At 43.4% G+C, this 24,700-nt stretch carries 26 protein-coding genes, 4 tRNA genes and 1 pseudogene; 18 read left to right on the top strand and 13 right to left on the bottom strand.

Annotation, left to right across the window (positions count from 1 at the left end; translation table 11 throughout):
* Positions 1-196 precede the first annotated feature (196 nt).
* A complete protein-coding gene (locus F894_RS02035; protein WP_005245778.1) occupies positions 197-1,504 on the top strand; it encodes an FAD-dependent oxidoreductase in 1,308 nt (435 codons plus the stop codon).
* Positions 1,505-1,507: 3 nt separating this feature from the next.
* Positions 1,508-2,356 (top strand): SAM-dependent methyltransferase, encoded by an 849-nt coding sequence (locus tag F894_RS02040; RefSeq protein WP_005245780.1) that lies wholly within the window; start codon positions 1,508-1,510, stop codon positions 2,354-2,356.
* A gap of 76 nt (positions 2,357-2,432) precedes the next feature.
* Here the strand turns inward: F894_RS02040 and F894_RS02045 are convergent.
* The 3 genes from F894_RS02045 to F894_RS02055 all read right to left on the bottom strand — a co-directional run bounded on the left by F894_RS02045 (position 2,433) and on the right by F894_RS02055 (position 3,488).
* Positions 2,433-2,508: transfer RNA gene (locus tag F894_RS02045), tRNA-Thr, on the bottom strand.
* A gap of 204 nt (positions 2,509-2,712) precedes the next feature.
* The gene (locus tag F894_RS02050; protein WP_004647282.1) at positions 2,713-2,940 is read right to left on the bottom strand and encodes a hypothetical protein; all 228 of its coding nucleotides are present in this window, start codon (positions 2,938-2,940) and stop codon (positions 2,713-2,715) included.
* A 457-nt stretch (positions 2,941-3,397) separates the two neighbouring features.
* Positions 3,398-3,488, bottom strand: a tRNA-Ser gene (locus tag F894_RS02055).
* A 121-nt stretch (positions 3,489-3,609) separates the two neighbouring features.
* Here F894_RS02055 and F894_RS02060 point away from each other — a divergent pair.
* Complete coding sequence (locus F894_RS02060) at positions 3,610-5,490, top strand: potassium transporter Kup (protein ID WP_005245782.1); 1,881 nt, start codon at positions 3,610-3,612, stop codon at positions 5,488-5,490.
* Positions 5,491-5,570: 80 nt separating this feature from the next.
* Here F894_RS02060 and F894_RS02065 read toward each other — a convergent pair whose 3' ends face one another.
* Positions 5,571-6,224, bottom strand: coding sequence for a hypothetical protein (locus F894_RS02065; RefSeq protein WP_005245784.1), 654 nt, complete (start codon positions 6,222-6,224; stop codon positions 5,571-5,573).
* A 264-nt stretch (positions 6,225-6,488) separates the two neighbouring features.
* On the opposite strand from F894_RS02065, the gene F894_RS02070 reads away from it, so the two are divergent.
* Together F894_RS02070 and F894_RS02075 are read left to right on the top strand one after the other, a co-directional pair.
* Entirely contained in the window at positions 6,489-7,571 is a 1,083-nt protein-coding gene (locus F894_RS02070; protein ID WP_005245786.1) for a DNA/RNA non-specific endonuclease, read from the top strand.
* Positions 7,572-7,649: 78 nt separating this feature from the next.
* The gene (locus tag F894_RS02075) at positions 7,650-7,895 is read left to right on the top strand and encodes a hypothetical protein (RefSeq protein ID WP_005105385.1); all 246 of its coding nucleotides are present in this window, start codon (positions 7,650-7,652) and stop codon (positions 7,893-7,895) included.
* Between the two features lie 277 nt (positions 7,896-8,172).
* On the opposite strand, the gene F894_RS02080 is transcribed toward F894_RS02075, so the two are convergent.
* Entirely contained in the window at positions 8,173-9,183 is a 1,011-nt protein-coding gene (locus F894_RS02080; RefSeq protein WP_005245790.1) for an AraC family transcriptional regulator, read from the bottom strand.
* Between the two features lie 108 nt (positions 9,184-9,291).
* Between F894_RS02080 and F894_RS02085 the strand changes: the two genes are divergently transcribed.
* The gene (locus F894_RS02085; protein WP_005245791.1) at positions 9,292-9,948 is read left to right on the top strand and encodes a sterol desaturase family protein; all 657 of its coding nucleotides are present in this window, start codon (positions 9,292-9,294) and stop codon (positions 9,946-9,948) included.
* 286 nt (positions 9,949-10,234) lie between these two features.
* On the opposite strand, the gene hisF is transcribed toward F894_RS02085, so the two are convergent.
* Positions 10,235-10,993 carry an imidazole glycerol phosphate synthase subunit HisF gene (gene hisF / locus F894_RS02090; protein ID WP_004647284.1) on the bottom strand — a complete coding sequence of 253 codons (759 nt, stop codon included), beginning with the start codon at positions 10,991-10,993 and terminating at the stop codon, positions 10,235-10,237.
* Positions 10,994-11,106: 113 nt separating this feature from the next.
* Here hisF and F894_RS02095 point away from each other — a divergent pair, with 113 nt between their 5' ends.
* Genes F894_RS02095 through F894_RS02105 form a run of 3 tightly spaced genes read left to right on the top strand, consistent with a single transcriptional unit; the run spans position 11,107 to position 13,124 of the window.
* A complete protein-coding gene (locus F894_RS02095) occupies positions 11,107-12,054 on the top strand; it encodes a homoserine kinase (RefSeq protein ID WP_005245792.1) in 948 nt (315 codons plus the stop codon).
* A gap of 27 nt (positions 12,055-12,081) precedes the next feature.
* Positions 12,082-12,708 (top strand): DUF1294 domain-containing protein, encoded by a 627-nt coding sequence (locus tag F894_RS02100; RefSeq protein WP_005105395.1) that lies wholly within the window; start codon positions 12,082-12,084, stop codon positions 12,706-12,708.
* 20 nt (positions 12,709-12,728) lie between these two features.
* Complete coding sequence (locus tag F894_RS02105) at positions 12,729-13,124, top strand: DUF4870 family protein (RefSeq protein WP_004729233.1); 396 nt, start codon at positions 12,729-12,731, stop codon at positions 13,122-13,124.
* A 58-nt stretch (positions 13,125-13,182) separates the two neighbouring features.
* Here the strand turns inward: F894_RS02105 and F894_RS02110 are convergent.
* From F894_RS02110 to hisB, 6 genes and pseudogenes are all read right to left on the bottom strand, one after another.
* Positions 13,183-14,120 (bottom strand): annotated as a pseudogene (locus tag F894_RS02110) (DMT family transporter).
* Positions 14,121-14,185: 65 nt separating this feature from the next.
* Positions 14,186-14,920, bottom strand: coding sequence for a 1-(5-phosphoribosyl)-5-[(5-phosphoribosylamino)methylideneamino]imidazole-4-carboxamide isomerase (hisA, locus tag F894_RS02115; RefSeq protein ID WP_004278658.1), 735 nt, complete (start codon positions 14,918-14,920; stop codon positions 14,186-14,188).
* A 327-nt stretch (positions 14,921-15,247) separates the two neighbouring features.
* Positions 15,248-15,907: a 3'-5' exonuclease gene (locus F894_RS02120; protein ID WP_005245795.1), complete on the bottom strand. Its 660-nt coding sequence runs from the start codon at positions 15,905-15,907 to the stop codon at positions 15,248-15,250.
* A 419-nt stretch (positions 15,908-16,326) separates the two neighbouring features.
* Positions 16,327-16,845 carry a DUF805 domain-containing protein gene (locus F894_RS02125; RefSeq protein ID WP_005245796.1) on the bottom strand — a complete coding sequence of 173 codons (519 nt, stop codon included), beginning with the start codon at positions 16,843-16,845 and terminating at the stop codon, positions 16,327-16,329.
* Positions 16,846-16,975: 130 nt separating this feature from the next.
* Positions 16,976-17,593 carry an imidazole glycerol phosphate synthase subunit HisH gene (gene hisH, locus F894_RS02130; protein WP_005108100.1) on the bottom strand — a complete coding sequence of 206 codons (618 nt, stop codon included), beginning with the start codon at positions 17,591-17,593 and terminating at the stop codon, positions 16,976-16,978.
* Positions 17,593-18,186: an imidazoleglycerol-phosphate dehydratase HisB gene (hisB, locus tag F894_RS02135; protein WP_004729244.1), complete on the bottom strand. Its 594-nt coding sequence runs from the start codon at positions 18,184-18,186 to the stop codon at positions 17,593-17,595. Before hisB ends, hisH begins: the two co-directional genes overlap by 1 nt.
* Before the next feature lie 96 nt (positions 18,187-18,282).
* Between hisB and F894_RS02140 the strand changes: the two genes are divergently transcribed.
* From F894_RS02140 to tehB, 7 genes are all read left to right on the top strand, one after another.
* Positions 18,283-18,660: a GNAT family N-acetyltransferase gene (locus tag F894_RS02140; protein WP_004278652.1), complete on the top strand. Its 378-nt coding sequence runs from the start codon at positions 18,283-18,285 to the stop codon at positions 18,658-18,660.
* A gap of 203 nt (positions 18,661-18,863) precedes the next feature.
* Positions 18,864-18,939 (top strand) — tRNA-Phe (locus F894_RS02145).
* 137 nt (positions 18,940-19,076) lie between these two features.
* Positions 19,077-19,152: transfer RNA gene (locus F894_RS02150), tRNA-Phe, on the top strand.
* Between the two features lie 221 nt (positions 19,153-19,373).
* Positions 19,374-19,871, top strand: coding sequence for a hypothetical protein (locus tag F894_RS02155; RefSeq protein ID WP_005245797.1), 498 nt, complete (start codon positions 19,374-19,376; stop codon positions 19,869-19,871).
* A 223-nt stretch (positions 19,872-20,094) separates the two neighbouring features.
* Positions 20,095-20,844, top strand: a complete 750-nt coding sequence (locus F894_RS02160) for a hypothetical protein (RefSeq protein ID WP_005245798.1) — start codon at positions 20,095-20,097, stop codon at positions 20,842-20,844.
* Between the two features lie 109 nt (positions 20,845-20,953).
* A complete protein-coding gene (locus F894_RS02165) occupies positions 20,954-21,226 on the top strand; it encodes a hypothetical protein (protein WP_004278649.1) in 273 nt (90 codons plus the stop codon).
* A 216-nt stretch (positions 21,227-21,442) separates the two neighbouring features.
* Positions 21,443-22,306, top strand: a complete 864-nt coding sequence (tehB, locus tag F894_RS02170; RefSeq protein ID WP_005245799.1) for an SAM-dependent methyltransferase TehB — start codon at positions 21,443-21,445, stop codon at positions 22,304-22,306.
* Positions 22,307-22,401: 95 nt separating this feature from the next.
* On the opposite strand, the gene F894_RS02175 is transcribed toward tehB, so the two are convergent.
* Positions 22,402-22,782, bottom strand: a complete 381-nt coding sequence (locus F894_RS02175) for a hypothetical protein (protein ID WP_005245800.1) — start codon at positions 22,780-22,782, stop codon at positions 22,402-22,404.
* Between the two features lie 242 nt (positions 22,783-23,024).
* Between F894_RS02175 and F894_RS02180 the strand changes: the two genes are divergently transcribed.
* Together F894_RS02180 and F894_RS02185 are read left to right on the top strand one after the other, a co-directional pair.
* The gene (locus F894_RS02180) at positions 23,025-23,951 is read left to right on the top strand and encodes a HipA domain-containing protein (RefSeq protein WP_005245801.1); all 927 of its coding nucleotides are present in this window, start codon (positions 23,025-23,027) and stop codon (positions 23,949-23,951) included.
* 71 nt (positions 23,952-24,022) lie between these two features.
* The gene (locus F894_RS02185; RefSeq protein ID WP_005245803.1) at positions 24,023-24,700 is read left to right on the top strand and encodes a hypothetical protein; all 678 of its coding nucleotides are present in this window, start codon (positions 24,023-24,025) and stop codon (positions 24,698-24,700) included.

A 24,700-nucleotide genomic window follows, 5' to 3' on the forward strand; every position in this document is an offset into this window, starting at 1 on the left:
GTAATTTTTTTATATTTTAAATAAAAATATAAATAAAATCCTATATTTGATGGAATTTTAACTGCTGCAAAAAAATGAATAAAAAGCAGGTGAAAGTGAACAAAAAGGCCTTTACGAAAAACATATATTCTGGAAGATTTTAATAACCTGTTTGATTGGCGCATGGTACATAATTTCTGTAGTTTTTCAATGACGGATGATCAGTTTGGATATCGCAGTAATTGGTAGTGGCATGGCCGGACTGGCTACAGCCAGAATTCTCCAGGACGCAGGGCATCACATCACGATTTTTGAAGCACTTCCAGGTCGCGGCATGGACAGTCATAGCCTTGAATTTGAAGGGGGCCTGATTGACGCACCTTTACGTGTGATGAACCCCTATCTGTGGAAAAACACCCTGAGTCTGGCCACGCATCTGGGCATTAAAACTTATCCGGTGCGGACCTATATGGCCTGCAGCTGGTTATTTGAAGATAAAACTGAAACCTGGCTGACCACATCGCGTAGCCGAATTGGCAATATCCCGATTATCAATAACCGTAAAGGCCTGCAGCAGTATGGCTGGCGTCTGGTCAAAGGCCTGTTGCAGTTAAAAGTTGCATTGACCAAATTCTTTAAATCGAAAAATCAGGACATCAGCCTGGCAGAATTTATCAATCGTAACGAGATTGAAGAAGTGTTCTGGCACGGTGCGGTGATGCCGGTGCTATATACCATCTGTACCTGCAATCCGAAAACCATTGGTGAATGGCCAGCTAAACCGTTGTTAATTTTCCTGCGTCAATTGACCGATGGTGATGCTTTACTGCGTCTGCAAGGCGGTACACCGGCACTGGTCGACAAGCTGATTGAAGGCATTCAGATTGAAGACGGTTCAGCAATTACACTGGTACAAGAGCAGGGCGATCAGGTCAAAGTGGAAAATGCGGCCGGTTATTCAAAACTGTTTGACCGGGTGATTGTCGCAACACCGACCACCAAAATTGAGCAATTCCTGGATCCGGTACAGTTTGCCAGTGAAATTGAATTATTGAAGAAATTCAAATTCGAACAAGGCGAACTGGTGATTCATACCGATGCCAGCGTAATGCCGCCAAAACGTAAAGACTGGGCCGTACTCAGCTATATGATGGACCGTAAATTTACCCGTCAGCAATTTACCGTGTGGCTTAACTCGATTGAACCTTCTTTGGTCGGCAAGTCGGCCGTGTTTCAGACCTGGCGTCCGGTAACCGAGATTGATCCGAAAAAAGTGATCAAATCGGTGATGCTAACGCGTGCAGTGGTCGATGCCAATACCGTGGCACTGAATAAGGAATTGCAGCAACGTCATCTGGATGCCAATCGTAAAGTCTTCTTCTGCGGTTCATGGTCATGTGACGGTTTGCCAATTCTGGAATCGGCAGTGACCTCAGCGATGAAAATTGCGGAAATTTTTGGTGCACCTTTACCATTTCAGGGTTTAAAACCTGTGGTCGAGGTTGCACCGCAACTGGGTTATTAATCCATGCAATGGCTTCAGGCACTGCGTCAGCGTCTTCCCCAGCACAAGTATGCGATTGATGCCGCTGTGTTGGGCGATCACGCGCAATTGCCCTGGAGCAATTTAGGGTATTGGCAAGCAGGTCAGCAGGATTATGCGGCTGCCTGTCGTATGCTGGCCGATCACCTTGCGCAAACTGTAAATTTAAATTCAAAAGATAAACTGCTGGATTTGGGCTGCGGTCAGGGCGCCAGCTTGCTGCACTGGCAGCAACATTATCAGGTGCAATATCTGGCCGGGGTTGAGCTGCAGGCTGCCTGTGTGGCTAATATTCAGCAACATTTGCCAGAACTGAATGCCATTTATCAGGCGTCATTTTTGCGTTTAAAAGAATTGCTGTTTTCCCAGTGTTTTGATGTGGTGCTATGCCTAGATGCGGCTTATCACAGCCCTGTGCCTGTATTCTTGGAGCAGGTCCGCAGTGTTTTAAACTCAAATGCGCGGATTGGTTTTCATCATCTGGTTTTGTCCGAGCGTTGGGAAAATTTAAATGCATTACAACGGCGTAAATATCAGTTTTTATTGAAATCTGCTGATGTGAATTTAAAAGATTTAATGACAGTGGGGGCACTATATGCCTTTCTGGATCGATTTGAATTTAAAAATATTCAGATTCAGGATCTGTCCGAGCCGGTATTTTCCGGCTTTGCGGATTACGTGCAAAAAACTTTGAATTCAAAAGCATCAGATGATCAGGCTCAAGGTTCAAAACTGGATCATTTTAAAATTCAGATGACAGCGAAACTATGCCGAAAATTATATCAGGAAGGGATTGTGAGATATGTGCAAGTGACGGCACAATCGAAGCACTAGAAAGTGCAAGAAGACTCAGCTCAAAATACTAAAACCCAGAAACATCAAAGCCTCACTAAAAAGCGAGGCTAAGATATGGTGCCGGCACACGGATTCGAACTGTGGACCTACTGATTACAAGTCAGTTGCTCTACCAACTGAGCTATGCCGGCATGGTGGAGTGCATTTTACAGATTTTTTTGGGTCACGCAAGCCAAAAAATAACCGTTCAATCAGTTTCGGCAGGATTTGTTTATTTTGACCGGATGGATGAAAAGTTCTGTTTTTGATTATGTGCAAAGAAATGGCCCATATGTGCAGATATGGGCGAGGGTGAAAGCATAGGATTTGCTATGGATATGAGTCGGTTATAAGGTTTATCTGTTTTTCAGGATGCGATCTAATTCTTGTGCACATTCCTCTAAAGTAAAGGCCATATCAAACTGCATTTGAGGTTTGAGTTCTTGAGCGAGGCTTCTCCATTGTTCGATGAGTCTCAATGCTTTTTGAATTTTATGTTTATTGATGTCCTTGGCAATGGTCGGGGTATAACCGCCACGTTTTGCATTTTTAATCTGTTTGGCATAGTTTGCGCTGTTATTCATGTTCGCTCTCCGAATAGCAGTGTATCTATTTTTTACTTCAAATTTGAATGGCCCGGTTCACTTGGTTATTTCTTTCTATCCTGTGGTTTTTATTCTCCTTTTAGTTGATTTATAAGCAACATAACATAGCTTTGATGACAATAAAATTAAGCTATTTCTGTGCCAGTTTTTTTGTTTGAACATATAAATAAAAACCTGAAATGAATGGCGTACAGAAACTGCACAATTCATCAGTTTTCTGGCTGATGAAAAATGAAGATTTTTAAAAATAGAATTGAGCGTAATTGTTGTGTTGCAAAAGATTTTTATGAACGAGGCTTGATATCAATTCAATGATTTGTATAAGGTGATTGATAATAATATTTTAAGATCTAAGCAGATAATTTTTTTGCTAATCAGATGATGGATAAAATTAAATATAAAAAACCCGAATCATGTGATTCGGGTTTTTAAATTCTGGCGGTGAGAGAGGGATTCGAACCCTCGAAACGCTATAAACGTTTACACACTTTCCAGGCGTGCTCCTTCAGCCACTCGGACACCTCACCATAGGCCGAGGATAATAGCGAAAAAAACCAGCTGTGCCAAGCTGAAACAATTGATTTGCGGAAAAACTTTTAATGCGGTGCTATGATTCGCAAAAATGCTTGTTAAAAACGAAGACAATATATGCAAAGCACTGCACAAAAGGCAGCTCTCCCGGTGATTACACTGGCTGCGCTTGGGGTCGTTTTCGGAGATATTGGTACCAGTCCGCTCTATGCACTGCGCCAATGTTTCCTCACCGCACATCTTGCCATTAGCGAAGCTTCTGTACTCGGCATCCTGTCCCTGATTTTCTGGTGCATGATGCTTACCATCAGCTTTAAATACGTCATAGTGATCATGCGTGCCGATAACAACGGCGAGGGCGGGATCATGTCACTGTTGGCATTAAACCTGCGTACCACACGAATCTCTGATCAAAAGAAAATATTCCTGATCGCTTTGGGTTTTGTCGGCGCATCGCTATTTTTCGGTGACGGGATTATTACCCCAGCAATCTCCGTGCTATCAGCCATTGAAGGCCTGAGTATTGCCACGCCCATTTTCAATCAGTGGTTGGTGCCTTTATCGATAGGGATTCTGGCCGGACTGTTTATGGTACAGCGACACGGCACAGCCACGATGGGCAAATTTTTTGGGCCTTTAACCATGCTCTGGTTTTTGTCCATTGGCGGTTTTGGTTTGTGGAGCATCATCCAGACTCCATTTGTACTCTGGATGGTGAATCCCTACTGGGCCTATCATTTTGTGGTCGATCAGCCCTATGTGGCTTTTCTGACCATGGGGGCGGTCATTCTGACCATGACCGGTGGTGAAGCGATTTATGCCGATATGGGGCATTTTGGTCGTCTGCCGATTCGTCTGGCCTGGTTCATTATTGTCTTGCCATGTTTATTGCTGAATTATGCTGGGCAAGGCGCTTTGTTACTGCGTAGTCCTGAAGCACTGGCGAATCCTTTCTATATGCTGCTGCCAGACTGGGCTTTGTTCCCGATGATTGGACTGGCCACTGCAGCGGCGGTGATTGCCTCACAGGCGGTCATTACTGGCGTATTTTCTATGGTCAATCAGGCCATTCAACTGCGTTATCTGCCGCGCCTGTCAGTCAAGCATACCTCTGCATTGGAGCGTGGCCAGATTTATCTGCCTTTCATTAACTGGATGTTGTTTATCTCGGTGCTGATCCTGATTTTACTGTTTGAAAATAGTGCCAATCTGGCCAGTGCTTATGGCGTTGCGGTGACCATGACCATGCTCTGCGGCACCATTTTGATCTCGATTCTGGCCTATGGCTTCTGGCGTTGGCCGGTCTGGAAAGTAGCGTTATTTGCTGTACCATTCCTGGCACTGGATTTAGTCTTTGTGGCCTCAACGTCCTTGAAAATCGCTTCGGGTGGCTGGGTGCCAATTCTGATTGGTGCGGTACTGTTTACGATTCTCATGACCTGGAAAGACGGGCGTGCGTTGGTACTGAACCGGCTGGAACAGGATGCCTTGCCGATTGATCTGTTTATTAAAAGTATTTCGATGGGGGAAGGCACCAAGTTTGTGCCAGGCGATGCCATTTTCCTGACCGGTACACCAAATATTGTTCCGCATGCCATGTTGCATAATATTAAGCACAATAAGGTCTTGCATGAACGCAATATCATGTTGACGGTGATTACCCGGGATATTCCTTTTGTTGACAGGCAGGACCGGATTGAACTGGAAAAACTGAGTGAGCATTTTTACCGGGTGTTTATCTATTATGGTTTTAAGGATCAGCCGAATATTCCGGAAGCTTTACAACAGGCCTATGAGCAATGGGATTTTGAATATGACCTGATGCAGATCAGTTTCTTTATTTCACGTGAACGGATTATGCATACTGTGGGTGAGGGCATGGCACCGTGGCGGGAAAAGCTGTTTATTTCTATGCAGCGCAATACCAGTCCGGTCAGTGATTTCTATCAAATTCCACCCAACCGTGTGGTCGAGCTGGGCACCCAGATTCAGATGTAAATAAAATAAAAAGCATAAAAAAAACCAGAGGCACACTCTGGTTTTTTTATGAGAGAAACAATAAATAAATGAGTTTCAGATTATTGTTCGAGTTCTACCGCAGCCGGCACTTCAGGCGCAGCATTCAAAGGTTCTTCCATCAGTACTGGCTCTGCATCAGATTGAGCTGCAATTTCAGTTTGTTCATTGCTCACATCTGCTTCAGTCACAGCCGCTTGTTGCTGTGCTTCAGGCATCGGTTGTTCTGAAGCAATAGCTGCTTGCTGTTGCTCTTCAGACATTGCTGGTACAGCTGCTTGTTGTTCTTCCAGTGTTGGTTGTTGTTGAGGCGTCATCATAGACGTGCTGGCTTCTACTTCTGATTCAGTGGCTGGTTCAACCAGATTGGCCGGCACCTCTGCTTCATTCATACCTGGTTCTGTGACAGGTGGTTGAGGAGAAACAGTACCTGAATTTGGTGCCTGAGTCATTGCTGGATCATTGGGCATTGGTGCCTGTGTGTTTGGCATGGCTGGTTGCGGTGCTGCTGCACGCGGATCGACCAGACGAATCTGACCAGAGTTCACCAAGCTTTCTAAAGAGGCTTCCTGACCATTCACCTTGGTACTAATTTTAGCTTTAGACAAGCTTTCAAGTGTTTCACCTGGTTGAACCGGTGGCTCAGCAAATGCAGCTACGCTGATCACACTTGTGAATAATCCTAAACCTAATGCTTTAGAGAGTTTGGAATTCATGATTGACACCATTGCTAATAATTGTACGAATTGAGATAGGCCGTTAGCTTTACACACTCAATCTACTGAGCCAAACAAAGCTACGCAAACACCGAGAAACCTCATTTAAAAAGAAATAAAATTAGACAGTTTGTTACAACTGCCCGGGATTTTGGATACTTATTGTTTATTTAGTAAACGAATGGTAGAGCCAAGATATACTTCACTTATACAGCTTGTTAAGCTCGGTCAAAATCTGTATTGATCTAAAAAGTACGTGTAAGAATGGCCAAGAAGCAGCGTAAACCCAAGAACTCTTTTTTTCAGTTTTTAAATGATAATAGTATTAAAGTCATTCTGGGCGTGGTGGCTTCGAGCAGCTTCGCCATCGCTTTTGGTCAGGAAAAAATCAGTCAGTGGGTGTCACTATCCTCTTCCAGTGATTCTGCCTGTCTGAACCAGTTTTATCGTGATGTACCGCCATATTTGATGAAAGACAGCCTGAAAAAAGACAGCTATTCGCTGTGTTTTAATGGCTTTAATGTCGGTTATTCCGGGGTATCTAAAACGCCACTTTGGGTTGCAGAAGCCTTAACGCCAGCACGCTTAAGCCAGAAAATTCCCCGTGAAGATAATTTTCATGAAGAAGATCGGGTCAGTGCGAAGCATCGTGCCACATTGGCGGATTATCGTGGTTCAGGTTATGACCGCGGTCATATGGCGCCGAATGCGGATATGCCTAACAAGGCTGCGCAGTCTGACAGTTTTTCATTGGCCAATATGGTGCCGCAAGCGCCCAAGAATAATCAGCAAGTCTGGCGTGAGCTGGAAGAAGCCACTCGTACCATTGTGACCAAGCAGAAACAGGATGTTTATGTGGTAACCGGGCCGGTCTTTGCCGGGAAGAAGCTGAAAACCATTGGCAATGGCGTGATTGTGCCAACCGCGGTCTATAAGGCGGTTTATATGCCGAAAACCGGTGCTATTGGTGCTTACTATGCACCGAATGACAATTCACTGAAAGTGCGTATTGTCAGTGTCTGCTATCTGGAAGAACAGCTTGGAATTAACCTGTTCCCGCAGCTTACCGAAGAACAGAAACGCAATACCTATAAGCTGCCACTGACTGGAAATGCCGTAAAAGCCAACCAGAAAATTGAATACTCTAATTGGGATGCAGAAAGTCAGTGTGCCGAAGAGGTTTCTGAAGAAAACCTGCAGGCATTACAACGCGAGTTTAAGTCTTCCGGTTCAAGCAGTTCGGCCTCCTCTGCGACTGGCGGTGCGATAGACAATGCAACGCAAGATACCATTGTGAAACAGCTGATTGATGCCTTGTTGCAATATATTTTGCACCTGTTGAAATAAGCTTGCTGAAAAAACCGGGATTCGGGTAGCATCGACATCAGACGTTCATTGAAAATAACAAAGACAGGTGAAGAGGATATGTTTAAAGCATTTGAAAATGGCAGCGAATCCCATGCCATTCATGATCTGACTTTGGAAAATGATCTGGACTGCGTCAGCCTGTATGGCAACTTGCAAATCACCAAGGATCAGCAGGGACTGAAAGTGGCCAAAGCCTTGCAGGCTTTTCTGAATGATGTGGTACAACAACTGGAAAACACGCAGGACTTGCCAGAAAAAATTCAGCGTGATGATCTGGATGAAATTGAAAATCCATTTTTATAAGCATTTTTAAGCGCGATGATCTGCATGCTCCATGTGAAACATGCAGAAAAATAGAATCTAGAAATCATGGCTTTTTAGATGGCTTTTATTGAAAAGCTTAATTTCTCTGCTCCCGTAATATCTCCAAACACCAGCCAGAATGTGCCGAGCAATTCGGCAAGATATTTATCCATATTCTAAGTCCTTATTTTTATATTTATTATTAGGTCATAGGGACAAGGGATTTAAATTATCAACGCTGCTTGAAGCCCGTATATTAAACCAACATGTTAGTGGTTTAAGCGGCTGACATATTCTGTTGGCGCCACTGCTGCGGCGTCAGTTGAGTCCATTGCTTAAAGGCGCGCTGAAACGCACTTTGTTCAGAATAACCCAGTAACATGGCAGTCTCCTGCAAACTCAAGTGCGGATCTTTCAGATATTGCATAGCCAGCATGCAGCGAATCTCCTGCATACATTGCTGATAAGTTTTGCCCTGTTTTTGTAAATGGCGTTGTAACTGACGCACGGAAAAATTCATCTGCTCGGCAATATGTTTGATCTGGAACAGGTTTTTTTGCAGGCCAATTAGAATCGCCTGTTGCAGCTGCTGATCTACCAGAGTGGAGTACGGAAATTTTTCTAATAATGCTTTGGCCTGTTGCATCAGCAGTTTTTGCAAGGTCTGGTCGCCCTGTTTCAGCGGCCTGGACAGTTCACTGACATGCATTAATACCTGATTTCTGGCTTGAGAAAATCGGACTTTACAGCCGAAATACTGCTCATAGAGTACAATATTTTTAGGCATTGCATGCTGGAAATGCACTTCATATAACTGAACCACGTGCGGGTTCTGAACATTAGCTTTTACGAATTCCGTCATTAGCGCAATCGCGATTTCATCGGTCAGTTGGGTATTCAGATGAAAGGGAACTTCAACCCAGCCAATCGACAGATAATCGCCTTGCCATTGCAGCTGAAGTGGGCCGCCATCATAAATCAGACGATGATAATCATGATAGCGCATAAAGGCTTCACCCAAGGTCTCACTTGAGAGTGCCAGATAGCCAATAATACCGAGGTGTTTAGCTTCAACCAGTTGGGCGATTTCCAAGCCTAAAGCCGGTCGTTGCAGCTGTTGATCAAGTGTCGTTAACAGATCACGCCACAAGGCGAAATCAAAGCGTTCCAGATTTTGAATGGCCAATAATTTCTCAGGGACTTCAAGCTGTTTCAACTGATAATAGTCCAAAAGTAAATGTCCTAAACCACCGTATACTGAACCTACGTAGTTTTTTAGAACCAGCATTTTTAATTCTTTTATTTTGTCGTATTTTGTCAATCATATTGAATATTTTGGTCAATATCTAGTCTTTTATTTAGCCTATATTAAAAATAGACCAAGAGGTAAAAGATTATGTGGAAAGGTTTTCTGGCAGGACTTGTCGTCGCAAATGGATTTGAATGGTTTGCACATAAATATGTATTGCATGGTGTTCACCAGCCGGGACAGAGCCGTTATAGTCCGGTACCCGAGAGTATGCGCTCACATTGGGAGCATCACCGGATTGTGCGAAAAACGGAATTTTCCGATTTCGGCTATGTAGAAGGATTGGACAACTGGCGTACCCGCAATGAAATTGCCTCACTGGCAGTCGTTGCGACCGTCTTTGGACTCAGTTTTTATCCCTTCTCCAAAGGCATGTCACTGGCCGCCCTGTATAGTGCAGGCAACTATTATTATTTACATCGCCGGGCTCATCTGGAACCGGAATGGGCCAAAAAGAAATTACCCTGGCATTATGATCATCATATGAATAGTAATCAGGATGCCAACTGGTGCGTCACCAAGCCCTGGTTTGACTATCTACTCGGGACCCGGGTGATTTCCTCGGCAGATTTGCAGGAACAGAATCCTTTAGGTTTGAGCTTGCCTGCACCGATCTCGGAAAAACTGAACCGCTGGGCAGCGCAATATTTTCCGGTTAAATCGGCCGATGCTTCCTCTAAAATGACAAAAAATACTGCAAAAAATACGGTAATGAAGCAGTTAAATACGCAGGTTATGGAGTAAAATAGGGCTTTGTCGTGATTTGTCAATAAAATACGATTGTATTGTCAATATTGTCCTGTGGATTTCACTTATATTTGCTCCTGTCGGTGAGCAAAGCCTCATACTGATAATGTTTCTGGGTGTAATGAGTTATTTTGAATACCAAGTGCTGTAGTCTTATCTTGGTTTTATAAGGAGTCGAAAGACTCCTTTTTTTTGTCCCGTATTTGCTGTGTTGTTTTATTTAAGGCATAAAAAAAGAGTGTTTATAAAAACACTCTTTAATTAAATCATCATCTAAAACGGCTTAAAGGCGCATTTCAATACCTTGGGCTGCCATATAGGCTTTGGCTTCCGGAATGGTGTGCTGGCCAAAATGAAAAATTGAAGCTGCCAGTACTGCATCAGCACCACCATGGATAATGCCGTCCGCCAAATGCTGTAAATTACCCACACCACCAGAAGCAATCGTCGGTACCGTGACGCGGTCATTGATGGCACGCATCAGGGCAATGTCGTAACCGGCTTTGGTGCCATCGGCATCCATCGAAGTAATCAGTAATTCACCTGCGCCGAAGTCAGCCATTTTCACAGCCCATTCAATCGCATCAATCCCGGTTTCTTTACGGCCACCGTGGGTGAAAATTTCCCATTTGTGGTCGCCAGTTTTTTTGGCATCAATTGCAACCACGATGCACTGCGCGCCAAAGCGTTGAGACGCTTCCTGCACAAACTCGGGATTATAAATCGCAGCCGAGTTGATGCTGACTTTGTCTGCACCGGCATTGAGTAATAGACGGATATCTTCGACTTTACGTACACCGCCACCGACAGTCAGAGGTACAAAAACCGATTCAGCCATGCGTTCTACTGTGCGGTAAGTCGTGTCGCGTCCATGATGTGTAGCGGTAATATCAAGGAAAGTAATTTCATCGGCACCTTGTTCATTATAACGGCGCGCCACTTCGACCGGGTCACCCGCATCACGAATATCAAGGAACTGGACACCCTTGACCACGCGGCCGTTATCCACGTCCAGACAAGGAATAATACGTTTAGCTAGCATAAATTTTTCCAATTATTACAGCCGATTATGAAACTCACCCACGCAAGCGCTACACCTTGGCAGATGGAAACGGTATTCTAGCAAAATTATGTAAGTTTTTTCGCAGGTTTTCTATGTCGGTTTATACCACTTTGACTTTAAAGGAAGTTCAGGATTTTGCGGCGCCTTATGGTTTAAAGGTGATTGATCTGATTCCCATTCAAGGCGGTATTCAAAATACCAACTACTTTTTAGTCTGCGAAGACCAGCAATATGTGCTGACCGTATTTGAAGATATGGATGAACAGGCAGCAGGTGAGCTGGTTCCTGTTTTAGAACATCTGGGTCACGCCGGGTTGGCCGTTCCAGTGCCTTTATCCCATTCAGGCAAAGCCATTCACAGCATTAAAGATAAACCGGCACAGATTGCACCACGCCTGATGGGTGAACATCCGATGCCATCTACCGTCGCGCAGGTTGAAGCGATTGCAGTGGCTCAGGCGAAAATGCATGTGGCACTCAAAGACTTTAAATTAGAACGTAATTTTGTGCGTGATCATGCCTATTGGCTGGCCGTTTCTCAAGAGATTAAACCAAGTTTAAGTCCGGCAGATAAAGTCTTGCTCGGTAAATTATTAGGTTTATATGAGGCGTTGACAGCGGTATATCCGGATCGTCCACGCGGTTTTATTCATTCGGATCTGTTCCGTGACAATACCTTGTTTGAAGGCGATCAGCTGAATGGCATTCTGGATTTTTATGAGCTGAATAAAGATGAATGGTTGTTCGATATTGCCATTACGTTAAATGATTTCTGTACCGAATATCCTGACGTGGTCTTGAACGAAGAAAAAGCGATTGCCTTTTTAAATGCCTATGAAACGATTCGTTCTTTAACCAGTGATGAACGCGCCTGTCTGGAATTGTATCTGGCCATGGCGGCAGGACGGTTCTGGATGATGCGCCTGCAGGTGGCTCAGCGTAATGCAGCATTAGGCCGGACGGGCGAAGATATTTTGCAAAAAAATCCGGATGAAATGCGTAATATGCTGATTGAACGCTTAAAATTCGTCACCGCTTAAACAATCAAATCAAAAGGGATAGGGGATATGCGCGATCAGGGACGTTTGGTGGAATGGTTTGATGATCAGGGTTATGGTTTTATCCAGCCCAGTGACCCAGCCAAAGATCGCGTATTTCTGCATATCAAGGACTTTGCCAAGCCTGGCCCACGTCCAATCGTGGGCTGTGCGCTGGATTATCTGGTGATTCTGGATGAACGCGGACGTTATCGCGCACAGCAGGTCATGTACCTGAAAGCCGCACAAGCCAAAAGTCTGCAAGCCAAACTCAAACCGTCCAAGCCACAGCAGGCACAGAAATTACAGCCGATGCAGATTGCCTGTGTGCTCTATATTCTTTTTTTGGTGGCTTTGACCTTGGGCAGTTTACTCAGTGGACTGGTGTTGTTACTGGTCAGCCTGATGAACGCGCTCAGCTACTGGCTCTATGCGCAAGACAAGGAAGCAGCCCAGCTGGGTAATCGTCGTATTCCGGAAAATACTCTGCATCTGGTGGCCTTCTTGGGCGGCTGGCCGGCAGCCTGGCTGGCACAGCAGAAATTACGGCATAAAACACAAAAACAACCTTTCCGGCAGATATATTTTTGTACCATAGCCTTTAACATCATTTTGATTATATGGCTGATTTCCCCGTTGAATAGTTTAAATATCTAGGGGAAGTACTAGGAGGGGACGTGAATTATTCCATTGATAAAGACTCAAACCGCACACTGACTTTTGCACTGTACATTTTATATATTGTGGCCATTTTTAGTGCTGGCCTGCTGGCTGTCGTGGCGTTGATCATTAACTATGTGAAACGGCGCGATGTGCGCGGTTCCATCTTTGAAAGCCATTTTACCTGGCAGATCCGCAGTTTCTGGTGGTATCTGTTCTGGAATATCGTCGCCTTTATTCCATTTTTCTTTTTGTTCTTTACCGGTGAAGATCCTAACCTGTTTGCAGGGGTCGCATTTGGTGCATCCGCGTTCTGTTTGGTAGTGGTGGTTTTGGCCTGGATCTGGATTGTGTATCGGGCGATTCGCGGCATCATGCGCTTAAATGACAATAGACCGATGTATAGCAAATAATTTTAGCCGTATTTCCCTAGAGAAAAAAATCCCTCTTTTTCAGGGGGATTTAGCGGAATTAAGAAAGATCTTGCTTTAATTCTTCTGTTGGTTGTTTTCTTAAAAACTTCGGTTTCCATTCACTGGCAATCACGCCCAGTACCACCAGCAATCCGCCTAATAAAGCCAGTGACGGTAAACGTTCTCCGGCCAGACGGCCAGACGGCCAAACAGGGCTGCCCATACCGGTTCGCCGGCATAGATAATTGCTGCCTGTGATGGATCGACCATGCGCTGCGCCCAGTTCATCACCAGTTGAATCAAGGCACTGGCAATGCCTAAACCGACTAAAATCCCTGCCAGATGCCAGTGGAATTCAGGTAGCTGAGATTCACCTAAAACAGGTGCGATCATAAAGCAGAACAGGGACGCAAAAATCAGTTGCAGCACCGTGACCCGGCGTACATTCACCTGCTCGGCAAAATGGCTGATAAAAATAATCTCCAGTGCAATCGCAATCGAACCGAGCAAAGTCAGGGTTTGCCCGAAACTGAGCTGAATCGCAGCAAAGCCATTTCCTGTCAAAAACACCAGACCGATAAAGGCAAACAGCGCTCCGGTCCAAGTCATAACATGTGGTTTTTTGCGAAATAGCAGCCAGAGCAGGATCGGAACCAGCGGAACATACAAGGCGGTTAAAAAGGCCGACTCACTGCTGCTGATGGTCTGCAAGCCCACAGTTTGGGTGCCGTAGCCAATGGCGATCATGATGCCAATCACCACGCCAGCGAACACCTCTTTCAGGTTCATGCCTTTTAGCGACTTCAGTGAAATCAGGGTGACGGCAAGCGCTGCCGCAGCAAAACGCAGGCCGACAAATATAATCGGACTGCTAAAGTTCAGCCCGTATTGCACGGTAATAAAGCTGCCGCCCCAGATAATGGTGATCAGGATCAGGGCGAGTTGCGGCGCTTTCACCATCCAGCCGGAGTGATTTTTGGAAATAAGTGTAGACATGCCAGGAGATCAGAAAATTAAAAAATAAAAAAGAGGTCCGAAGACCTCTTTTACAGCAGACTTAATTATAGCGCCTGTTGCTCATCTAGCAATAACTGTGCTTCACGCAAGCTTAATGTACCTTCGTAAATCGCACGGCCGGTAATTGCACCTAAAATACCCGGTTGGTCTTTCAGGTTACGCACGTCATCCAGATTGGTCACGCCGCCTGAAGCAATCACAGGCAAACCTGAGTATTGCGCCAGATTCACGGTTTGCTCAATATTCACACCCTGCATCATGCCATCACGCGCGATATCCGTGTAGACAATGCTTGACACGCCAGCATCGGCAAAACGTTTCGCCAGGTCAGTAGCCTTGACATCAGTCACATTGGCCCAGCCATCTGTTGCTACCATGCCATTCATGGCATCAATCCCAACAATAATATGACCAGCAAATTTTCGACATGCTTCTTCAACAAATTCAGGATCCTGAACTGCTTTGGTGCCAATGATCACAAAAGAAACACCGGCTTGCAGATAATGCTCAATGGTTTCCAGAGAACGGATACCACCACCAATCTGGATCGGCAAATCAGGCTGAGATCGGACAATGGCTTCAACCACTGGCTTATGGATTGGTGTACCTGCGAAAGCACCGTTTAAATCTACTAAATGTAAGCGGCGAGCGCCTTCATTTACCCAATGCTGTGCTGTTGCGACCGGATCGTCTGAAAATACGGTATCGTCTTCCATACGACCTTGCTTTAAACGGACACATTTGCCATCTTTCAGGTCAATTGCAGGGATGATCAGCATGCTTTCGCTCCTTGCTTAATCTTTAGAATGAATTTGAGTGTATTCATCTTAGCAAATAAAGTCGAAATTTCTAACTCTTAAACGGTATGAATAAAGAAAACCTGTCCATAGATAGGTAGCAGTGAGATAATTTATTTTGCTCGTTTTAATGATTTTAATGATCCGTCTCTTGAATGGCGATCAGATGTTCCACAACGGGTCGTGTACTGAGCGGGTCGATAATCGAAGCTATAAGATCTGCTAAAGTCACAGCTCTCTCGTCGACCGCGCTCATCATGGCTTTCATGTATACATGAAGTTGCCAAAACCAGCAGGCCACGCAAGCGATTAAGCTGTCGATGAAGGGCGGATTCTTAATTTCAATGAAGTATTGGGAATCTCTTTGGGTAAGAGACCCCGCCGCAACAATTCTTCAAATACCAGCACGGGCGCATAGGCATCTGCTGCTGCATAATCAATTTGTGCCGGGCTGAGCTTCTTGCTGGCCCAGTTCGAGGTACTAATCCGTTTGGATTTAGGAAAATTTACTTGAAATAGCAAAGCCATGGCATTTTTTAATCCGACCGGATTATTGAAGCCAAAAGCTTTAAAACATTTAGACAGTTCGACCACACTGTTGAGTTCAACGTCTTTTTTACGGAACAGGTGCGCATCATTTTTCAGGCCAAAACCGACCTTGATCTGGTCGCGACTGCTAAAAATCGGCGCGAGAAATGTCCAGATGGCGGGGTTCATTTGAAATAAATAGGCTTTGTTCAAAGTCGCCAGCTGAATCAGATGTGGCCCAGTCGAGACTTCACCGACTTTAAAGGTGGGCTTGGATTCAGAATCGAAACCCAGGACTGCATGGCTTTTTAGTTCCTGTTCAAGAGCATGGCACTGTTCCAGGCTATTAATCACCTGAATCTGTTGCATCGGAAGATTTTGAAATACAGGAAAGGCCTGAATTTGTTCTTTGCTTGGTAAAGTGTCCAGCAGCTGTTGCATAAGCTTCAATCGTGAAATGAATGCGTTCAGCTTAATCATTTTTCTAGATCTAGGCAAAAATAAAGCCGATGAAGAATTAATGCTGATCAGTTAAGGAATTTAGAAATAGATTCTTTAACTTTTAATAGTTCATGAAGGAGTCTTAACATTTTAAATCAAATGTTTGTAAATCATTTGTCACGTTGGTTTCGCCCAAAGTAACCAAAGGCATTTGTCATCCGCAAAACTCGTCAGCCACCATCCAATAGTAAATTTGTCGCAGAAACAATCATTTGTTAATGTAGTCCTGCCTCAAACAGTTGCGGATGACTTTCCCACTTATCAAATATAATCGTGAATTTAAAAAAGAAAATGCCAGTCAATTACCTAACTGACTGGCATTACATGAAGAATGGGCTTTATGCAAAATTTAAACAGGATTAATCAGTGTGATAGCTACTCTGTTCCATCTGCGCCTGTTGAGCACGTTCAACATAATTCTGATAAGCAGGGACAGCAAAAGCTGCCAAAATAACCGCGAGTACCAGATACAGCACCACCAAAAGCGTTTCCCAGCCACGTGTGGTGCGTGGAGGGCCATATTCATTATTTTCGTTGTGACCTGGTGCCAATAACAGGTAAAGTGTAAAGACAAGGTTCACGACAGGCACAAAAATCAGTAAAGAAAGCCAGCCATTATGATTACGGTCATGTAAACGACGAATTAAAAAAATCACGCTAAAATAAATCGCAACGCCGTAGATCAAAACCAACATCACCATTAAAGGCATGGAGATTTTACCATCTAAAGTCTCTGGACTCATTCCAGGTAAAATGAAAGCAGCAATGATCCCGATGATCATAAAGCAAAAACCAAGCAGCATATTCCATGCGATATAAGAACGTCGCCCAAAACGTCCTGATGCATTCCACCCCGAATCCTGAATTGTATTACTCATTATTTTTCCTTTGTTTTCATTAGATTTTTTATAAGCAAGTCTATGATAAAGGGATTTTTTACAAGTGAAAAGTGTAAAAAATAACCAATAAAAAAGCCCGCAATCTGCGAGCTTTTAGGCGAAAGGAAAATCAGATTTTCCAGTCCACAAAGTTTTTCAATAACTGCAAACCGGCAGTATGACTTTTTTCTGGATGGAACTGGGTCGCGAACAGGTTTTCTTTATGAATTGCAGTACAGAACTCAATGCCATAGGTACAAGTAGCTGCCACCAAGTCTGAATCTTGTGGTTCTACATAGTAGCTATGTACAAAGTAGAAACGCGCATCCTGTTCGATATCGTTCCACATCGGATGATCGGGATCAGCCTGATGCACCTGGTTCCAGCCCATATGCGGTACTTTTAAACCTGCCATTTCCGGAAAATGCTTAACCGCACCTTCAAAAATACCCAGTGCATCGGTACCACCATTTTCTTCAGAATGCTGCATCAAGGCTTGCATGCCGACACAAATGGCCAACACCGGTTTGTTAAATACGGCATTGCGTACCACTTCATCAATTCCGGCTTCATGCATACCTTGCATGCAGTCACGCATCGCGCCTACGCCCGGAAAGACAATCTTGTCTGCTTGCGCAATCAGTTTTGGATCATTGGTCACATCAACTGTGGCACCGACATGTTCTAATGCTTTTGCCGCAGAGTGCAAATTTCCCATGCCATAATCAAGAAGGGCAATACGGGTCATTACAGTGTACCTTTGGTTGAAGCTACTGTATTGGCAGCACGTGGATCCACTTCACAGGCCATACGCAGCGCACGCGCAAATGCTTTAAATACGCTTTCGATCTGGTGATGGCTGTTTTTGCCTTTCAGGTTGTCGATATGCACCGTCATCAAGGAATGGTTTACAAAGCCCTGGAAAAACTCAGAGAATAAATCCACATCAAAACGGCCGATCATGGCACGGGTAAATGGAATATCCATAAACAGACCCGGACGACCAGACAGATCCACCACGACACGGCTTAAAGACTCATCGAGTGGCGCATAGAAATGACCATAGCGTTTCAGGCCTTTTTTATCGCCTAATGCCTGTGCAAATGCCTGACCCAGCGTAATACCGCAGTCTTCCACAGTATGATGGTCGTCAATTTCCAGGTCGCCATCACAATGAATATCAATATCAAACAGGCCATGACGCTTGATTTGATCAATCATATGATCTAAAAAGGGAATACCCGTGTTTAAGGTGCCTTGACCAGTACCATCGAGATTCAAACGAACTCGAATTTTGGTTTCGTTGGTATTTCTTACCACTTCACTGATACGATCTGTCATAGACACGTTCCTCAAATACGTCAAAATGATTGATGTAGAAAATATTTTCGCCGTGACGAAGTCACCGCATATTAGATTGCTCAGGAGGGTTTATCAATGCCTATCACCGTACATGCTTATACTTCTTTAGAAAATGACGAAGTGCGCAGCCAGCTTGAGCGACTGTATGACACGAGCCCTGAATTTAGTGACGGGGCAGATGCCATGGAACAACTAGAGCAAAACCTTGCACAGTATACCTCAGTTTATAGCGCAGAATTTAATAGCAAAATTATTGGGGCAATCTGGTGCACCGGACAGGGTGAAAGCCGGATTCTGGAAAATATCGTCGTACATCCGGCCAACCGTGGTCGTGGCGTTGCAGAAAGGCTGGTGAGCGAAGTTTGCCGCATGGAAGAAGAAAAAGGCGTGAAAAACTTTGTGCCAGGCTGTGGGGCCATTCATCGTTGTCTGGCCAATCTAGAAAAAATCTGAAAATAGATTAAACCTAAGCAGCCGTTAGGCTGCTTTTTTATGTAAATAAGCGCTTAAATCTGTTTTATTGCTGAGGTCTTTGGTAAACACTGTTCGATTTATGACTCAAATTGACGCGAGTTGATGGAAAAGTAAACATTTGAAGAAAATTATTCTGTCTGCTCTTGACGATTTACAGCTGAAACTGTTTAATACGCGACATCGGCGTGATAGCTCAGTAGGTAGAGCAACGGATTGAAAATCCGTGTGTCCCCAGTTCGATCCTGGGTCTCGCCACCATATTTTAAAACGATTTCAAAGTTTTCAATCCCTGATCCCATCAGGGATTTTTTTTAGGCCAAAAATCAGCCACTCAAATATTTTTTTCATAATTTTGATTGACTAATGAGGCCAGATACGGCTTAATACACCGCATCGGCGTGATAGCTCAGTAGGTAGAGCAACGGATTGAAAATCCGTGTGTCCCCAGTTCGATCCTGGGTCTCGCCACCATATTCAAAAAATCCTCAAACTTGGTTTGGGGATTTTTTTTGTCTGCACCAAAACCAGATCAGCATTCTTTTCTATTTTTCAGTTGTTTCAACTTGTTCTTTTTCTAGGTTTCCTGCCTTTTTATGCATCATTGACCGTTTATCAAACTTAACAATAGGCACTGGCATTATTTGTAAGATTTAGCTTTGACGCTTTCCCTTTTCCAAACGAGGGTGAAAATGATGAATCTCCTAACACCAATTAAACTCGGCTTTCTTACGGCCTGTACTGCTTTTAGCCTACCGATATTAAGCCATGCTGCGCCTGCTGCTGATTCTGTAGTCTTACCGACTCTGACCGTCATGGCGGAACCGGAACTGCGCGCCGTGACTGAAAAAATGTTGCCTTATCAGGAACAGAACAGCCAGCGCAAAGCCCTGCAAATGCGTCTGATGAAAATTGAACGTGAAATTCAGGCCTATAGCGTGGATGGTGACGTGGTCGCGAATATTGATGTGATGCGTGCACCTGCCGATCCTGATCTGGATAGCCTGCCTGTGGTGTTCCGTGAATATGTATTGGCCATCGCACAGGGCTTGCAGTCTTCAGAGCCAAGAAATGGAGTGTATGTATTGCTGCAACCTTTTGGAATTAACCGCGATGCCACCAATGTGAATATTGTCCGCGAACAATTCGATCCGAACCGGCTGAATCTGAGTCTGCCGTTTGACTCCCCATAATGTATGCCTGTCGGTCTAGATAACTTTGTTTAACGGGCTTATTAAAGCTGCCATGCAATGAGATCGACAAAATAGGGTTCTGAAGGATGGCTTTGTGAGAGGAGCAATATCTGTCTAAGCTAGACATATTATTGGAAAAATCAAATGCCTTGAATTGTGTTTAAAAAATAAGCATAGTGGATGTAAATCAACAAGATCTGACTGACAGAGCTGGAGCGTATACATGCCGCGTGTTTTTATGATTGTAGCCGCTGTGACACTGGCAATTTTTATTGGGCTGTTTTATCAGAATTCAGTTCAGCAAAAACATCAGGCCGAGCTGCTCGAATATGAAACCGTGCTCGAAGAAAAAACCGAGAGCATTGCGCAGCAGGCACAGGACTGGTCTAAACCGATTCAAATTGAGCTTGAGGATGACCGTCTGGATGGTGACTATGCCATCATGGCAGAATTTATGCTGAGGCAATTGCGCGACAGTGCCGAGGAACGCAATCAGTATCTACGCGACTTAAAAGCCGCCAACTGGCAGAATTTTCTGAATATCGACCGCTTGGCCAAGGATCAGGCACAAGGCTATAAAGAAACTGAAGCGATGCTCAAGCAAGTCCATCAAATTGTGAACAGCTATCAGCAGAAAATCCAGCAGCGCGATGCCGAGCTGATCGACAAGGCGCAGCAACTGGATATTAAAAACCGTTATCGCCAGCAACTGAGCCTGACCCTGAAAGACAGTCAGCAAAATAGTAATGCACATGTCATTTTTGAAATTGAAAAACAGACTCTGGCCAAGGCCGATGCCTTATTTGCGGTATTGAAAAAGCATAAATGGCAAAAGAAAAATAACACCTTTATGTTCTATGACGATAAAGCCGTGCAAGAGTTTAATGCGCTGTATAAAGAAATGCTGCACCTGAATAAGCAGATGGAACGAGTGGCCAGCGCCAACCAGAAAGCGGTTGAAAACAAGTTGTAACCTGACTTAGATGACAGGATTGCCATAGGACTGTCATCTGCTGTTCAAACTCGCTTGCTAAATTGAAGGGGTCGCACAGATCACGACATAACATTTAAGCAGGTGAGTCATGCAAACAATTCAGGTTTTTGCTGATATTCAGCAGGTGTACGGTGAGTTTGTCGCAAATAAAACATGTCCAAAATTACAAAGGATGAATAACGGGGACAAGAACCGGTTGTTCTTGGATCAATATTTCACGCTGATCGAGGACTGGCACTATACGGAACAGATTGTGATTCAGTTCAATCAGCAGTATTTCAGTCTGGATCTGGGGAGCGCACCGGATTTTATGGATCAGGATAAATATATCAACTGGCTAAAGTCGGAACTGCTGCATTAATCGAATCGTCATATTCCTCGTTGATAGATAACCGAGCTGTCTCAAGAGAGGCAGCTTTTTTATTTTGATAGAAAACTGGTATTGATCTTGCTGTTGCATCGGCACAGCGCGAACAGGTGCTGATTCCAATTCCGATTTGAACAGGCTATGCTGAATTAATTACCGCTGCCAAAAGAATGACAGGCGGAGCATGGATGATATGGAGGGCAAAAAATTATGCAACAGTTGAGATGTTATAAGGAACTTCCAGTCTGGACCCAGCAGAGTATTCCTCAGGGCTTCAAGAATCAGCACAATACCAAAGCGGGTACCTGGGCGAAATTGACAGTATTAAAAGGTGAGCTGCATTTTGCCATGCTGGAAGAATCTGGTGCAGTGCAATCCGAGCATGTGTTTACACCAGAGCAGCAACCGCCATTTATTGAGCCTGAGGCTTGGCACAAAATTGTCTCTGCCAGTGAAGATGTCGAATGCCAGCTGCGTTTTTACTGCCGGCCTGAGGATTACTTCATCAAGAAATATCAGTTGAATCCTACCCATTCTGAAGTGCTGGCCGCCATGCCCTATTTAAAAGGTGGCCGTGCGCTGGATGTCGGCTGTGGTACAGGGCGTAATGCGCTTTATTTGAGTCAGAACGGCTTTCATGTCGATGCCTGGGATGTCAACGAAAACAGTTTGCAAACCTTAAGACAGATTGTGCAGACCGAGCAGATTAATCATGTGCAGGTACAGCGCCGCGACCTCAACACGGATACCAGCATTGCAGGCCAATATGACTTTATCTACTGTACCGTGGTGATGATGTTCCTTGAGGCGAAAACCATTCCACCGCTCATTGCACAGATGCAGCAGGCGACCGTGCCGGATGGCTATAACCTGATTGTCTGTGCCATGGATACGCCAGATATTCCGGCACAAGCCGATTTTCCATTTGCTTTTCAGCCGGGAGAGTTGCGAAGATATTATCAGGGCTGGAATATTGTGAAATACAATGAAGATATCGGTGAGCTGTATCGTGTCGATGAGCAGGGCCAGCGGATTAAACAGCACTTTGCCACCATGTTGGCGCAAAAGGTTTAAATAAGATTAAGTCTTTTAATTTCTGAAAATAAATTAAATCATCCAAAACAAAAAAAGATGTCAGGCTGACATCTTTTTTTATTCCTTTAAAAAGCTTAAGCCGCTTTTTTAAACCAAGAGAACCAGCCTTTTTTCTCGGCTTTTACTTCCGCTTTTTCAGCAGCCGCGTCTTTGGTTTCTACTGCTTCAGTTTTCGCAGCTTCAACGTGTTGTTCTGCTGTAGCTTGAGCCGTTTCTACTTGAGTCGTCGCTTCTGTTTTTACTGCTTCAGCTTTAGTTTCAGCCGCTTGTTGAGTTGCAGCAACAGTCGCTTGAGTCGCTTCAACTTTCGCTTGTACAGGTGCAGCAGCTTCTTTGGCAACAGTTTGGGTTGTTTTAGTTACAATAGTTGCTGGCGCAACTTGAACTTCAGTTGCCATTGCAGATGCAGAAGTCGCTACGATTGCAGTCGCGATCATTGTTTTAAGCATGTTCATATAAACCCTTTTAAGGAAATAGGAAAAAGAGGCCTGATCATACACTTATAAATTTTAAGTGATTAATAAATAGGATTTTATTGGTTGATTATTCAACTGAAATTACAAAGGGATAACATTTCTATTTTAAGTTCTAAAATCTACATATATGATTAAAACAAATATTCATGAACAAAAAACTACGACAATTAATGTCGTAGTGAATGTCTAAAACTTAAATTTAAAATTTAAATTGGGATAATATGGAAGAAGCATTAGAAGATTACAAAATTTATGATATTTCTCATGTGGAGTCAGATCTTTTAGAACCGCTGGGGACAAAAAGTAAATTTTGGTATTCCTCTGATGGTGAAGAGTTTTTGTTTAAGAGTGTTGAGTCAAGTAATGGTATTCGATTAGGGGAAGATTGGGCAGAAAAAATAGCTTGTGAGCTAGCAACTTTATTAGGTTTACCTCATGCGCACTATGAATTAGCCATATACAAGGGTAAAAGAGGAGTTATTACTAAGAATTTTATTTCTGAACGTGGTGAACAACTCATGTTAGGGAATGAACTACTTGAAACTTTTATTAGCTCTGAAGATGATAATAATCCTAATATCCAATATGTAGATGATGTTTACCAAATAATGGTAAATACGGTTATTAATAAACCTATTGGTTTCAGTAGTCTTAAAGAAATTAAAACTGCGAGTGAATTTTTTGTAGGTTATCTAATGTTTGATGCCTTAATCTCGAATCAAGATAGGCATAATGAAAATTGGGGCACAATTAATACAGTAAAGGGTATTAAACATCTTGCCCCTAGTTATGACCATGGAGCCAGTTTAGCTAGAAACATTAGTGATGAGATAAGAAATATAAGACTTACTACAAAAGATAGAGGGCAAGAAGTTTCTCAATTTGTTCTTAAAGCTAAATCTTGGTTCTTAAATCGTGAAACAAACAGTCGTATAAAGCTACTTGATGCTTTTAATGAGTATGCTTTAATGGAAAGAGAAGCAGCAAAAAGTTGGCTAAAAATATTAAGAGAGTTAGATGATGATAAAATTCATCTATTAATATCTAGAGTGCCAGAGGAGTTAATGTCTCCTGTTGCCAAAGATTTTACATTTAAATTAATTCAATGTAACAAATTAAATTTGTTAGCTTTAAGTTCCAACTTATAGATTAGGGTAAGTGAGTAATTGTCATCATGAAAAGCGTATTTGTAATGTGGCAAGATTCGACAGGCACTAGAATGTGGTATCCTGTTGCAAAGCTGACTCAAGATGATTCTCTTAATTATGTTTTAAAATATACTAAGGGATCGAATCATGAGAAGTTTTCCTCTTTTCCAAGCATGCAAGATACTTTGAAGAGTTATACTTCGCCACGCTTGTTTAGCTTTTTTAGAAATAGACTAATCCCAGAAAGTCGCCCTGAGCATGATAGTATGTTTGAGTGGTCAGGTTTATCAGCAGAATCTAAAGATTACTTAGAGTTATTAGCTATTTCTGGCGGTGAAAAAAAGACAGATCATTTTAGGATTGTAAATATTCCAAAGAATGAAGATGGTTTTTATCGTATTAAATTTTTTGTAAGTAGTATTAATTATCTTACAGATGAGGAAAAAGTTAAGCTTGCTGAGTTAAAGGTTAACGATGGTCTGAATTATCAGATAGATAAGTTTAATGATATTGATCCAGATGCTACAATTCTTCTTAAAGAAGAAGATACCAAAGTGGGTTATTTACCTCATTATCTATGTAAGGATTTAAAAAATCTTAGAAATTATTTGAATGATGAACAAATTAAGATTTCAATCAAAAAAATTAATAAAGAAGCACCATCTCAGTTTAAGATTTTATGTGAATTGAAAGCACCTTGGCCAACTAATTTTAAGGCATTTAGTGATGAAGAATTCACTACTTGTTAA

Source organism: Acinetobacter sp. CIP 51.11 (genome assembly GCF_000369665.1).
Taxonomy (GTDB): domain Bacteria; phylum Pseudomonadota; class Gammaproteobacteria; order Pseudomonadales; family Moraxellaceae; genus Acinetobacter; species Acinetobacter lwoffii_S.

What these genes read in the sequence shown, in the direction of transcription:
- F894_RS02035 (WP_005245778.1), top strand. Translation starts at nt 197, where the DNA reads ATGATCAGTTTGGATATCGCAGTAATTGGTAGTGGCATGGCCGGACTG.
- F894_RS02040 (WP_005245780.1), top strand. Translation starts at nt 1,508, where the DNA reads ATGCAATGGCTTCAGGCACTGCGTCAGCGTCTTCCCCAGCACAAGTAT.
- F894_RS02050 (WP_004647282.1), bottom strand. Translation starts at nt 2,940, where the DNA reads ATGAATAACAGCGCAAACTATGCCAAACAGATTAAAAATGCAAAACGT.
- F894_RS02060 (WP_005245782.1), top strand. Translation starts at nt 3,610, where the DNA reads ATGCAAAGCACTGCACAAAAGGCAGCTCTCCCGGTGATTACACTGGCT.
- F894_RS02065 (WP_005245784.1), bottom strand. Translation starts at nt 6,224, where the DNA reads ATGAATTCCAAACTCTCTAAAGCATTAGGTTTAGGATTATTCACAAGT.
- F894_RS02070 (WP_005245786.1), top strand. Translation starts at nt 6,489, where the DNA reads ATGGCCAAGAAGCAGCGTAAACCCAAGAACTCTTTTTTTCAGTTTTTA.
- F894_RS02075 (WP_005105385.1), top strand. Translation starts at nt 7,650, where the DNA reads ATGTTTAAAGCATTTGAAAATGGCAGCGAATCCCATGCCATTCATGAT.
- F894_RS02080 (WP_005245790.1), bottom strand. Translation starts at nt 9,183, where the DNA reads ATGCTGGTTCTAAAAAACTACGTAGGTTCAGTATACGGTGGTTTAGGA.
- F894_RS02085 (WP_005245791.1), top strand. Translation starts at nt 9,292, where the DNA reads ATGTGGAAAGGTTTTCTGGCAGGACTTGTCGTCGCAAATGGATTTGAA.
- hisF (WP_004647284.1), bottom strand. Translation starts at nt 10,993, where the DNA reads ATGCTAGCTAAACGTATTATTCCTTGTCTGGACGTGGATAACGGCCGC.
- F894_RS02095 (WP_005245792.1), top strand. Translation starts at nt 11,107, where the DNA reads ATGTCGGTTTATACCACTTTGACTTTAAAGGAAGTTCAGGATTTTGCG.
- F894_RS02100 (WP_005105395.1), top strand. Translation starts at nt 12,082, where the DNA reads ATGCGCGATCAGGGACGTTTGGTGGAATGGTTTGATGATCAGGGTTAT.
- hisA (WP_004278658.1), bottom strand. Translation starts at nt 14,920, where the DNA reads ATGCTGATCATCCCTGCAATTGACCTGAAAGATGGCAAATGTGTCCGT.
- F894_RS02120 (WP_005245795.1), bottom strand. Translation starts at nt 15,907, where the DNA reads ATGCAACAGCTGCTGGACACTTTACCAAGCAAAGAACAAATTCAGGCC.
- F894_RS02125 (WP_005245796.1), bottom strand. Translation starts at nt 16,845, where the DNA reads ATGAGTAATACAATTCAGGATTCGGGGTGGAATGCATCAGGACGTTTT.
- hisH (WP_005108100.1), bottom strand. Translation starts at nt 17,593, where the DNA reads ATGACCCGTATTGCCCTTCTTGATTATGGCATGGGAAATTTGCACTCT.
- hisB (WP_004729244.1), bottom strand. Translation starts at nt 18,186, where the DNA reads ATGACAGATCGTATCAGTGAAGTGGTAAGAAATACCAACGAAACCAAA.
- F894_RS02140 (WP_004278652.1), top strand. Translation starts at nt 18,283, where the DNA reads ATGCCTATCACCGTACATGCTTATACTTCTTTAGAAAATGACGAAGTG.
- F894_RS02155 (WP_005245797.1), top strand. Translation starts at nt 19,374, where the DNA reads ATGAATCTCCTAACACCAATTAAACTCGGCTTTCTTACGGCCTGTACT.
- F894_RS02160 (WP_005245798.1), top strand. Translation starts at nt 20,095, where the DNA reads ATGCCGCGTGTTTTTATGATTGTAGCCGCTGTGACACTGGCAATTTTT.
- F894_RS02165 (WP_004278649.1), top strand. Translation starts at nt 20,954, where the DNA reads ATGCAAACAATTCAGGTTTTTGCTGATATTCAGCAGGTGTACGGTGAG.
- tehB (WP_005245799.1), top strand. Translation starts at nt 21,443, where the DNA reads ATGCAACAGTTGAGATGTTATAAGGAACTTCCAGTCTGGACCCAGCAG.
- F894_RS02175 (WP_005245800.1), bottom strand. Translation starts at nt 22,782, where the DNA reads ATGAACATGCTTAAAACAATGATCGCGACTGCAATCGTAGCGACTTCT.
- F894_RS02180 (WP_005245801.1), top strand. Translation starts at nt 23,025, where the DNA reads ATGGAAGAAGCATTAGAAGATTACAAAATTTATGATATTTCTCATGTG.
- F894_RS02185 (WP_005245803.1), top strand. Translation starts at nt 24,023, where the DNA reads ATGTGGTATCCTGTTGCAAAGCTGACTCAAGATGATTCTCTTAATTAT.